The sequence below is a fragment of the Bifidobacterium choladohabitans genome (assembly GCF_016102005.1).
Lineage (GTDB): Bacteria > Actinomycetota > Actinomycetes > Actinomycetales > Bifidobacteriaceae > Bombiscardovia > Bombiscardovia choladohabitans.
The window spans coordinates 156037-168388 of the sequence record NZ_JACFPL010000002.1; the positions used below are offsets into that span (position 1 = coordinate 156037).

Below are 12352 nucleotides of genomic sequence, written 5' to 3' on the forward strand. Positions count from 1 at the left end.
AAGGATGCAGCTGAAGATAGAACGCGTGCTTGACAAGTGCGATCGTGTCATGCGTCAACGCGTGCTACCGAAGATTGAGCGGCCCATGGGCAAGGTCCAAGTCCGCTCTTTCGTCATTTCCGGGGAACCGATACCGTCATCGGAGTTCTTCGAGAAGGTACAGAGCAAGAGTGTGGACTTCCGGCCTCTCTCCTTGGGGGATACCTGGGGCACGACCTGGGGGACCACCTGGATGGAGGTTACCGGTCGCGTCGATGCCGACTGGGCGACCAGGGCTCCTGTCGAGCTGGTGGTGGATCTAGGTTGGCATCCGGATGCGCCGGGCGGCCATTTTGAGGCCCAGGCCTATAGGAGCGATGGTTCGATCATCAAGGCCGTCAATCCCCGCAACCGCTGGATTCCGCTTGACGGCACCGACCTGGACGGGAATCCAATCCATGAAGAAGCTTCGGTCATCAACGCTGATGGAACCTTTACCATCTATCTGGAAGCGGCCTGCAATCCGCTCCTGCTTGGAACCCCCGCATTCGTGGAGACGGAGCTGGGCGAAGGGACCACGGGTCGCGCCGATGAACCCAATGTCCTCAAGCAGATGGATGTCTGCCATTTTGACCATGAGGTATGGAACTACTACATGGATCTTGAGGTCACAGCCCAGTTGATTCGCGAATGCAACGAGAGTCAACCTCGGTACTGGCGTCTGGGCAAGGCCCTCCAGCGCTCGCTGAATATTTACGATGAGCGTGACCTGGCTACACTCGCGCCGGCTCGACAGGCCCTGGCTGGCGTGCTGGCAGTGCCTGCGACTCCTAGCGCACTGGATCATGCGGCAGTGGGGCATTCCCATATCGACTCCGCCTGGCTCTGGCCCAAGCGGGAGACCAGACGCAAGGTGGCACGGACGGTATCGAACATGCTCGCGCTGATGGAGCGCGACCCTCAATTCATCTATGCCATGAGCTCGCCCCAGCAGTATGCATGGCTGGAAGAGGATCATCCCGATCTCTTCGCCCGCGTCAAGCAACGCATCCAAGAAGGCAGGTTTATCCCCGTCGGAGGGATGTGGGTGGAGTCCGACGGCATGCTGCCTTCAGGGGAGTCGTTGACCCGTCAGTTCACCTATGGCAAGCGGTACTACCGTGAGCATCTGGGGGTAGACACGACCGTCGTCTGGGAGCCGGATAGCTTCGGCTATACGGGCCAGTTCCCGCAGATTGCCCGCCGTGCAGGAATGACTTCATTCCTTTCGCAGAAGATCTCCTGGAATGACACGACCAAATTCCCGCACCATACCTTTGATTGGCAGGGCATCGACGGCACGGCCATCTTCACACATTTCCCTCCCATGGATACCTATGCCTCCAGCATGACGGCCCGGGAACTCAATCACTCCGAAGAGAACTACCAGGACAAGGACATCTCGACCAGGGCCCTGGTCCTGTTCGGCTATGGCGATGGCGGCGGCGGCACTACTAGGGAGATGCTAGGGCGTTATGACCGTCTGCATGACGTTGAGGGGTCGGCCAAGGTCCGGTATCAGGCTCCTGCAGACTTCTTCCGCCAGTCCGAGGAGGAAATCCGCAAGGAGGCCGGTTCCGAAATGCCCGTCTGGAAGGGCGAGCTCTACCTGGAGCTGCACCGCAAGACCCTGACCTCCCAGCAGGATATGAAGCGGGGATGCCGGCAGGAGGAGGCCATGCTGCGCACGGTCGAATATCTGTGCGCTTACGCCGGCTTGGTCGATGACTCCTACACCTACCCCCGTCAGGAGCTGGACGAAATCTGGCGCACGCTTCTGCTCAACCAGTTCCACGACATTCTTCCAGGTTCCGCCATCTCCTGGGTGCATAGGCTGGCCAGGGAAGACTACCGCAGGGACATCGCCCGTCTGGAGCAGATCGGCGACGAGGCAGCTTGCGTCATAGCCTCCGCTCAGCCACAGGCTCCCATGGTGTCCGATGCCAAGTTGGTACCCATGGAGGGCAAGGGGCAGACAGCTTGGGAGGCTGTTGGGCCAGTCCATGCCCAGGAGGGGCCTGAGGGCATCCGGCCTGTCCAGGTCAGTCAAGAAGGCGATGGATTCGTCATGGACAATGGGCTTATCCGTGCCGTCGTCGCTTCGGATGGTAAAGTTCATTCTATTCTTGACAGGACCTCCGGCAGGGACCTGGTCCCGCAGGGTTCCTCGGTTGGCGGATACGAGCTCTTCAAGGATGAGCCCTACATGTGGGATGCCTGGGACCTGGAGCGCGATGCCCTGCTGACTGCTTCTCCGGTCGATGACCCAGTCACCGTGGAGTCCCTGGATTCCGGTGTTCGGGTATCGCGTCGGCATGGGGAGACCACCATCGTGACCACAATCGGGTTGACCCCGGGCAGCAGGCAGTTGGACTTCACTGCTGATGTGGACTGGCATCAGGATGAGCAGCTGCTCAAGGTGGACATTCCCGTCGCTGTTCAGGCCAGGTACGCGCAATTCGAGTGCCAGTATGGCTTCATCGATAGGCCCATCCAGAAGAACAACGCCGCTGAAGAGGCTCAGTTCGAGAGCTGCACGCACCGATTCGTCAGGATCAGCGACGACGATCTTGCCGTCGGCGTGGTCAACGCTTCGACATACGGCGGTGATACCACACCGATCCACTACGACGAGAAGGCCGGCAAAGAGGCGGGTACCCTGGTCAGACTGACCCTTCTGTCCGCTCCGGTCTTTCCTGATCCGCATACCGACAGGGGCAAGCACAGTTTTGCCTGGTCCATTGTCCCTGGGGACACCCAGGCCGACATCCTGCAAGCAGCCTACGCCCTCAACGCTCCGGTCTTCCACCATGGACTGCCTGCAGTTGAGCCCCTGGCTGCTGTAGAGGATATTCAGGGCACTACCGTCATCGACTGGATCAAGACGGCTGATGACGACAGCGACGATGTGATCGTCAGGGTCTACAACCCGGATTCTTCGCCATCCAAAGCCAGGTTGCGCACAGGATCCGTTCTGCAGGGTGCGACTGTGAAAGAGACCAATTCCTTGGAGGACGGACCTGTGCCCGAGGGTGTGCGGCCAGGCCTGTGCTCCGAACAGGGTGCACAAGCTGATGGGGCCTTGCTGGATCTTGTTCCCTTCCAGTTCACCACATTGAGACTCTCCAGGCGCTGAATCGCCTGACCAAGGGTGTCTGTCCGGCCGGTTCGCTCGTCGTTTTGGACCGGCCGGAAGCTCCACAAAGAAGTGAGTAGTAAAAAAGAAAGGAAGCTCCGATGAGAGCACTGAAGAAGGTAGCAGTATTGATCTGCACGACTGCCATGGCGGGTTCGTTGGCGGCGTGCGGAGGAAGCAACAGCAGTTCAGGCGGGTCGAAAGACGGCAAGCCGTCAGGCGAGATCTCCTTCCAGACCTGGAACCTGAAGAACGACAAGTACACTCCGTATTTCAAAAACCTGATTTCGACCTATGAGAAGTCGCATCCCGGCACCACCATCAAGTGGATCGATCAGCCCTCGGACAACTATGAACAGAAGCTGTCCGCCGACGCAGCAGCCAACTCCCTGCCCGACATCATCGATGCCGGCCCCTCCCTGATGTATGGCCTGGCCAAGGCCGGGGCCCTGATGAACATCAGCAAGGAAGCTCCCAAGGCTGAAAACAACTATTACAAGAATGCCTGGGATGCAGTCACCTTCAAGGGCAAGGACATCGAGGAGGGAGCCTACGGCTTCCCCTGGTACGTCAACGATGGACCGACCTATTACAACACTGAGCTCATGCAGAAGTGTGGACTGGACCCCAACAAGCTGCCTGTGACCTGGGACGACTACTTCTCTCAGGCGGACACCATGGTCAATAGCGGCTGTGGGGCCTACATGTCCACCATGATGGGAAGCTCCGTCGATGACTATGCATCGGCCGGCATCCCCATCATGAACAAGGATCACACCAAGTACGTCTTCAATTCCCCTGATGCCGTCAAGCATCTGCAGCGCTTCGTCGACCTGTATAACAAGAAGGGAATCCCGCCGGAGGCTCTGAGCGCACAGTGGTCTCAGCAGGGCGAATTCTTCCAGAAGGGCTCCATCGTGGCCATGGGCGGCAGCGCCTACTCGGCGGCGGATTTCAAGCAGAACTCTCCAGACCTGTACAAGCATCTGGCTGTGGGCACCAAGATCAGCGATCAGGGCAAGTCCGCCAGCCTGGCCTTTGAGATGCTGGCCGTCAACGCCCAGACCAAGAACAAGACGCTCGCTCTGGACTTCGTCCAGTATGTGACCAATGCCAAGAACCAGCTGGAATTCGCCAAGAAGTCCAACACCTTCCCCTCCAGCAAGGGCGGTCTTGATGATCCCTACTACGCCAACATCGACACCAGCGATGTTCAGGGCAAGGCCCTGAAGATCACTCTGAACTCCGTAAAGAATGGATACTCAAGCCGTCCTGCCGAGTTCACCGATGCCAATGGCAACCGTTACCTGCAACAGCAGGCCGCTCTGGCCCTGCAGGGCAAGCAGACAGCCAAGGAGTCCTTGGACAAGGCCGTCAAGTACGCCAACGAGAAGCTGCAGTAACTATGCGCCGCACCGACTCTTCCGCCATCCGGCCGAAGGCTTCCGCCCTCGGCCGGCACGGTGGGTCCCAGGCCGGGGTCCAAGGCGGCAAGGGGACCCACTGGACCACGACCCTAGCCCCCTACCTCTTTGTCTTCCCGGCCTTTGCCATCGTCTTCGTCTTCGTCATCGTAGCTGCGCTGAATACCTGCCGGCTGGCCTTTACTGATTCCACGTTGTTGCGCCCGGGCAAGTTCGTGGGCATCGAGAACTTCGTAAAGATTGTGCATGACGACTATTTCTGGACCGCGTTGCTCAATTCCTCACTGTACGTGGTCTGTGTGGTCCCCTTTATGGTCATCCTTCCCCTGATACTGGCCAACCTGGTCAAAGGGAACTCCAGAATCATGGGGTTCTTCAGAACCTCCTTCTACACTCCTGTGGTCATGTCGGCAGTGGTGGTGGGAATGATATGGACCAACCTGTTGGATCCCAAGGGGCTGGTCAATTCAGTTCTGGAGTCCTTGCACATCATCCACAGCCCGATTCCATTTCTCAGCGATCGCTGGCTGATACTGTTCACTTCCATGTTCGTCACCATCTGGCTGGGTCTGGGATACTACATGGTCATCTACCTGACCGCGCTGGCCAACATCGACGTCTCCCTCTACGAGGCCGCCTCACTGGATGGGGCAGGACCGGTAAGGCAATTCCTGTATGTCACCATCCCAGGAGTGAGATCCACCATCGTGCTGATCATGATGCTGTCCACCATTGCGGCCTTCCGTGTGTTCAACGAGATCTACGTGCTCACCAACGGCACGGCTGGTCCCGGCGGCGAGGACATCACCATGTCCATGCTCATCCAGAGGGAGGGCACGGGCATCCAGGCCAGGACGGGCTATGCCAGTGCTCTGTCACTGATTGTCCTGGTTGTGGTCGGAGCCATGCTGATTCTGCAGCAGATTATCCAGAAGCGGGGGGAGGACTCATGAAAAGCGGTCACTCCAAAGTCACTGTTGGCAAGGTTATTCAGTATCTTGTGCTCATACTGGTCTTCATCCTGCTTGTGGGGCCCTTCGTCTGGGAGCTCTCGCTCTCCTTCAAGGGCAAGGGCGACAATGTCTATGCGGTTCCGCCCTATATCATCCCGAAGACGCCCACCTGGAACAATTACATATCCGTCTTCAGGCAGGTTCCGGTCTTCCGGTACATGCTGAACACGGTGATCGTCGCCATACTTTCCATCGGAGGCAACGTCATCTTCTCAACCATGGCCGGATATGCGCTGGGCCGGCTCAAGTGGCGCGGACGCAACCTGCTCTTCACGATTTTCATGGGCACCATGGTCATCCCCGTCGAAGGTGTGGTCATCTCCCAGTTTCTGATTGTTAGAAGCGTCGGTCTGCAGAACACCCTCTTGGCTGTCGCCCTGCCTGGCATGGTGGGTGCCGTCAACATTCTGCTCATGACCAATGCTTTCAGGGGCATCCCGGACGAGCTTGAGGAGGCGGCCGAGGTGGACGGCGCCAATCTTTGGCAACGGTTCTACCGGATCTGCGTGCCTCAGGTCAAAGGCACCATGACCGTCGTCGGCATCTTCGCCTTCGTGGGAGCCTGGAATGATTTCCTCTGGCCCCTGATTGTCATCTCCGACGAGTCAAACTACACGCTCACTCTGGGCATGAACCGACTCAAGGGTATGTTCATTTCGGATCCCAGATTGATAGCAGCGGGGGCCCTGGTCTCCCTGATACCGATCCTGGTCTTCTTCGCCTGCTTCCAACGCTACTTCTTCCGTGGTCTGGAACAGGGTGGCATCAAGGAATAGCGTTATCATGAAATTTGGAGTCAATTACACCCCCTCCCATAACTGGTTCTATTTTTGGCTGCATCCGGATTGGGATGCCGTCGCCAAAGACCTCGACGACATTGCCTCCCTCGGGCTGGATCATATCCGCATCTTCCCGCTGTGGACGATTCTTCAGCCCAACAGGACCTGGATCAATGATGCAGCCCTGGACGACCTGAGGCATATGGCCGCCCTGGCGGATGAGCGGGGATTGGATGTCTATTCGGATGTGATCCAGGGGCACATGTCCAGTTTTGACTTTGTGCCCTCCTGGCTGGTCTCATGGCATGAAACCAATATGTTTAGGGATTCGGACGCAGTCCAGGCGCAGGCCCGGTTGGTCGCTGCGGTCTATGAGGCCCTGGCGGACCTGCAGCATTTCCGCGGTCTGACCATTGGAAACGAATGCAACCAGTTCACTGACCATGTCCATCCGCGTCGAATGCCTTGCACCTCCGAGGAGGCTGAAGACTGGCTGCAGGAGCTGCTGACTCCGTTGAGGGAGAGGGCATCCCAGGAGGGCCGTGTGCTCCTCCATTCCGAAAACGATGCGACTTGGTATCAGGATGGCCACGCCTTTCTTCCGCGATATGCATCCAACATCGGAGACATGACCTGCATTCATTCCTGGGTTTTCAACGGAGCCGCGCAGGAGTGCGGCCCCTTGGCTGAGGAGAGCACGCGTCATGCCGAGTACCTGGTGGAGCTGTCGAAGGCCTTTGCCAGTCAGCCCCACCGGCAGGTTTGGTTGCAGGAAATCGGTGCACCGCTCAATGTAATGAGTGCAGGGCAGGCCGCTGACTTTTGTAGGTCTTCGGTGGAGCATGCTCTCGATTGCAGCGACATGTTCGGCGTCACCTGGTGGTGCTCGCATGACGTCGACCAGCAATTCGGCGATTTCCCTCCCTTTGAGCATCAGCTGGGTCTGTTCGATCAAGACAAGCACCTCAAGCCCATAGGCCAGGCCTTCGCCCAGGCGGTGAAGGACTACTCAGGCAAGCAGGATTCTCGGCCCAGGCCCACGGCTCTGGTCGTTGATGTGGACGAGCACGATGATCCCCTACTCAGATCTGCCTGCGCGCCTGGCGGGTCCATCTTCAATAAGTGGATGGAACTCAGCCGTCAGGGTGCAAGGCCGACCCTGGTCACCTCCCTGCATGCGGCGGATCGCAGCTGGCTGCAGGACAGGGGCATAAGCGAGTGCATCGCCGTCAAATCTGTTGGCGGAAGCTCCTACAGCGCCGTATCCGACCCATCCCTCCTGCGGAAAAAGTCCTGACCGCGACATACCCGACTTCCAGTTTCTGCTACAGTTTCGTCTGAGGTTAGAATGTGAGCGGTAACAAGCTTTTTGGCCTCAGACGAGGTTGTCGACCATGGTTTTGTGCTGATGAGGGTCTAAGTTAGGGTTAGAGGCCGATATGCGTGTACGCCTAAAGTGTGTGGCAGGCAGTCTGGTTTGCTAAGTCGGCCGAGCCGGATCACGGGTGTCGACGAGGATGGTTGATATGAGGTGGCGCATGGGCGGCGAGTCCGATGGCGGAGAAACAGAAGCCAGGGTCAACCTCAAAGACATAGCCAACGAACTGGGGATATCCCAGACCGCGGTTTCCTTCGCCATCAATGATAAGCCCGGAGTCTCCATCCAGACCAAGCGCAGGGTTCGCGAAGCGGCTGCCAGGATGGGTTGGAAGCCAGTATACGCAGCCCAGGCCTTGGGCAGTTCCAGGACCATGACAGTCGGTTTCGCTCCGGCCAGGTCCATGGATGCCTTCCAAACCGAAGGATTCATGCTGCATTTCATGGCCGGCATCCACGCCTCCCTGAGCCGGTCGGGCTACGGCCTGCTCTTTCGCCCGTGCGCCACGTTGGACGAGGAGCTGGATACTTATCGGGACTGGGCCAGACGCAAGCGGGTCGATGGGGTGGTGCTGGTGGATCTTCTTTCCAATGATCCCAGGCCGCGGCTCCTGCATAATCTAGGTCTGCCCGCAGTCTTGGCCGGGGGGCCGGACTCGGACAACTACCTGCCCTCGCTGTCCATCGACGATTCCAGAACCATGACGACGATCATGAACCATCTGAGCTCGCGTGGGCATGCCCGGATTGCTTATTTGTCGGGGGATGAAAACCTTGACTACAGCCGAGCCCGTGTCTCCTCCTTCAAGGAGTTCGTCCGTCGGAAGAATCTGGGGGAGCCGAAGGTGGAGTTCACGGACTTCATCCCGGATAAGGCAGCCTCACTCACTCTTCGTCTCTCGTCTGGAGACAATCCGTATACGGCTTTTATCTATGAGAACGAGATCATGGCTGCGGCCAGTCTGCGCGTAATGCTGGAAAACAGGATGACGCCCAATAATATTGCGGCCTCTGATTCGGCTTATATGAGTCTGCCGGCCATGGTCAGCTTCGAGGACAGCTTCATCTGTCAGAGTACTTATCCCTCCATCACGTCGGTCCATCGTGATGCCGGGCTCTACGGCACCAAGGTGGCCAACCTGCTTCTGAAGATATTCCGAGGGGAGCAGGTAGGGGGCAACCGCCGCATCCTGACCCCCAAGCTGGTCATCCGCGAGAGCACGGCGCGTCCGGTTCGATGAAACCCGTGACAACTGCCGGGAATGGTGTGCTATGTAATCGGTATCATGGTCGCATGTGAGCGTAAACAGTCATACCTGTGAAACGTCTGCTGCCAAGGCCACCGAGGAGGATGGAGTCGTCATGTTCATACCACGTTATTACGAGGATCCGGCCACACTGCATGTGGGGACCGAGCCCAACCGTGCCTACTGCGTGCCGGCCGGCGCCCCCATGGACACGCGCGGCGATCTGCGCAGGCGCTCCGACCGGTACCTTGACCTGGATGGAGATTGGGATTTTCGCTATTACGCCAGTATCGACCAGCTGGACGCCGAGGTCCAGTCGGCCACCGAGGCCGAGGATCCGGTCTTCTTCCAAGCCGACTACAGCCCTTCCAGGGATGCGGGCCGAGGGGTGTACCAGCCCATCCATGTGCCGGGCGTCTGGCAGACCCAGGGCTATGACAACCCCCAGTACACCAACGTGCGTTATCCCTTCCCCTTCGATCCGCCCAGGGTGCCTGCCGACAATCCCTGCGGCATCTACCTGCGCGCCTTCGACTACGAGCCCGATCCCTCAGCGCCCCGGGCCCTGCTCAATTTCGAGGGGGTGGACTCCTGCTTCTACCTCTGGGTCAACGGTGAGCTGATCGGCTACAGCCAGGTCTCGCACGCCACCAGCGAGTTCGATGTGACCGACCACCTGCGGCCGGGCCGCAACCAGCTGGCCGTCCTGGTGCTCAAGTGGTGCGATGGCAGCTATCTGGAGGACCAGGACAAGTTCCGCATGAGCGGCATCTTCCGCGATGTCTACATCCTGCGTCGGCCCAAGGCACGTCTGCGTGACTGGTTCGTCCACACCGAGCTGGACGAGGACATGGGTCATGCCAGGGTGACCCTGGACCTGGATCCGACCGGCGTGTCGGGCCAGGCCGATGCCGCCCTTGACGTCCAGGCTCTGCTGACCGACCCCGATGGGGTGGAGGTGGCCCGGGCCGAGCTGACGGGTTGTAAGGAGCCTGAGCAATTTGTCCTGGAAGTCAGCCATCCTCGTCTCTGGAACGCCGAGGATCCTGAACTCTACCGACTGACCCTGTCGACCAGGGCCAGCGCATCCGACGCCGACGATTCCGGCGAGGTCATCACCGAGTACATCGGTCTGCGCACCATCAGCGTGGACGGGCAGGTTGTCAAGGTCAACGGCAGCCCCATCAAGATCCACGGGGTCAACCGCCATGACGGGGATCCGCGCACCGGCTTCGCCATTGATCAGAAGCAGATCATGCGTGACCTGACCCTGATGAAAGAGCATAACGTCAACGCCATCCGCACATCCCATTACCCCAACAGCCCCCAGTATTACGCCCTCTACGACCAGCTGGGCTTCTATCTGATCGCCGAGGCCGACCTGGAGACCCATGGCATTGAGACCCTCTACCACGGTCCGGACTGGAAGGAGCCAGATTACTGGAATGGCCGCATCGCCGACGAGCCGCGCTTCACCAAGGCCATCGTCGACCGGGTCCAGCGCAGCGTTGAGCGGGACAAGAACCATCCTTCGATTCTGATCTGGTCCATGGGCAACGAAAGCGGATACGGCTGCGGCATCGAGGCGGCCCTGGCCTGGACCAAGTCCCGGGACCCCTCCCGTCTGACCCACTATGAGTCGGCCATCCACGGCTCGCCCCGGAAGGATCTGGACTATAGCAATCTGGACATCACCTCGCGGATGTATCCCAGCATCAAGCAAATCGAGGACTACTTCACGCCGGAGGGTCCTCACGGCATCAGCAGCCACGGGGATGACGGGGATGGGGGCCGTCGGCCATACTTCCTCTGTGAATACTGCCATGCCATGGGACTGGGACCAGGGGATCTGGAGGACTACTTCCGGGTCATCCAGGCCTATCCAGGGCTTCTGGGCGGCTGCGTCTGGGAGTGGGCCGACCATGCCATCGACCAGGGCAGGGACCGCAAGGGCCGTCGGATTTATACCTACGGTGGCGACCACGGCGAGTACCCCAACGATGCCAATTTCTGCATGGACGGCCTGGTCTACCCCGACCGGCGGCCCCACACCGGCCTCAGGGAGTTCAAGAACGTCTTCCGCCCAGCACGTCTGGTCGGCTACGATCCCCGGACCCGGCTGCTCACCCTGCACAACTATCTGGACTTCACCTTCCTGGATGAATATCTGAGCCTGAAGTGGACCCTTCTGTGTGATGGGGAGCCGGTGGCCTCCGGAACGCCGGAGCTTGACCGGGGGACCGGCCTGCACATCGCCCCACATGCTGAAGGCACCGTGGGTCTGCCGACCATGGATCCTCCTGAGAAGGGCCGTCTGACCCTGCTTGTGGAGTATGCCCTGGCCAAGGCCGATCCAGTGCTTCCCCAAGGGCATCCGTTGGGCTTCGATCAGCTTGAAGCTGCCGATATGGGTATGTCTGAACGTCCCAACGGCGTGGCCAGGGTCATCAGTGCCGATCCCGGCAGCGGAGCCCGGGGCGCCCACCGGCCGGTGGTCAGGCGGACTGATGCCCGCTTCGATGTGGAGGGGGCCGACTGGCGCTACGTCTTCAACCGCCGCACCGGCATGGTGGAATCCATGAGCATCGACAACCGTTCCCTGCTGACCGCCCCTATGGAGGTCAATCTCTGGCGGGCCCCCACCGACAACGATGCCACCATCAAGGAGGAATGGCGCAAGGCCGAATACGACCGGGCCAGCACCAGGGCCCTATCCTGCCAGCTGCAGACCGATCAGGAACGGGGGTTGACCACCATCAAGGCCGAACTGTCCCTGGTGGCACCCTTCATTCAGCCCATGGGCACCATCCTTGCCACCTGGACCCTGAGCGACCAGGGTGGGCTGGATTTGAAGATGGAGCTGCATCGGGACCCCGAGTTCCCCTATCTGCCCCGGTTCGGCCTGCGGCTTTTCCTGCCCAAGAGCCTGCGGCAGGTCACCTACTGCGGCTATGGGCCCTACGAGAGCTACCGGGACATGCACCGTGCCAGCCACTACGGCGTTTTCCATGACACTGCGCAGGGTATGGTCGAGCACTACCTGCGTCCCCAGGAGAACGGCTCCCACTATGGCTGCGACTACGTCCTGGTGGAGGATGACCGCTCCCTGCTGCAGGCGGCGGGGGATGGGCCCATCAGCTTCAACTGCTCCCCCTATACTCAGGAGGAGCTGACCGCCAAGGGGCACGACCATGAGCTGGAGGAATGCGGCTCGACCGTGCTCTGCCTGGACTATGCCACAAGCGGCGTAGGTTCCAACAGCTGCGGACCCGAGCTGGCTCCCGCCTACCGCCTGGATGAAACCGATCTGGACTTCGGACTGCATCTGCGGGTCCGTTCCAAGTGACACAGGCTGGCG

7 protein-coding genes are annotated in these 12352 nt (G+C 59.6%); all 7 read left to right on the top strand.

The features are described 5' to 3' along the window. Nucleotides 1–4 precede the first annotated feature (4 nt). A complete protein-coding gene (locus H3S97_RS04165; protein ID WP_198219745.1) occupies nucleotides 5–3154 on the top strand; it encodes an alpha-mannosidase in 3150 nt (1049 codons plus the stop codon). A gap of 101 nt (nucleotides 3155–3255) precedes the next feature. Further along, nucleotides 3256–4557: an ABC transporter substrate-binding protein gene (locus tag H3S97_RS04170; protein WP_198219746.1), complete on the top strand. Its 1302-nt coding sequence runs from the start codon at nucleotides 3256–3258 to the stop codon at nucleotides 4555–4557. A 2-nt stretch (nucleotides 4558–4559) separates the two neighbouring features. Beyond that, nucleotides 4560–5531 (top strand): carbohydrate ABC transporter permease, encoded by a 972-nt coding sequence (locus tag H3S97_RS04175; protein WP_198176645.1) that lies wholly within the window; start codon nucleotides 4560–4562, stop codon nucleotides 5529–5531. Beyond that, nucleotides 5528–6367, top strand: coding sequence for a carbohydrate ABC transporter permease (locus H3S97_RS04180; protein ID WP_198176644.1), 840 nt, complete (start codon nucleotides 5528–5530; stop codon nucleotides 6365–6367). Before H3S97_RS04175 ends, H3S97_RS04180 begins: the two co-directional genes overlap by 4 nt. 7 nt (nucleotides 6368–6374) lie before the next feature. Continuing rightward, nucleotides 6375–7667 (top strand): glycoside hydrolase 5 family protein, encoded by a 1293-nt coding sequence (locus tag H3S97_RS04185; RefSeq protein WP_198176643.1) that lies wholly within the window; start codon nucleotides 6375–6377, stop codon nucleotides 7665–7667. A gap of 229 nt (nucleotides 7668–7896) precedes the next feature. Next, on the top strand, nucleotides 7897–8988 hold the full coding sequence (locus tag H3S97_RS04190; protein WP_232356270.1) for a LacI family DNA-binding transcriptional regulator: 1092 nt from the start codon (nucleotides 7897–7899) through the stop codon (nucleotides 8986–8988). A 55-nt stretch (nucleotides 8989–9043) separates the two neighbouring features. Then, the gene (locus H3S97_RS04195; RefSeq protein ID WP_408610426.1) at nucleotides 9044–12340 is read left to right on the top strand and encodes a glycoside hydrolase family 2 TIM barrel-domain containing protein; all 3297 of its coding nucleotides are present in this window, start codon (nucleotides 9044–9046) and stop codon (nucleotides 12338–12340) included. The last annotated feature ends 12 nt before the right edge of the window (nucleotides 12341–12352 follow it).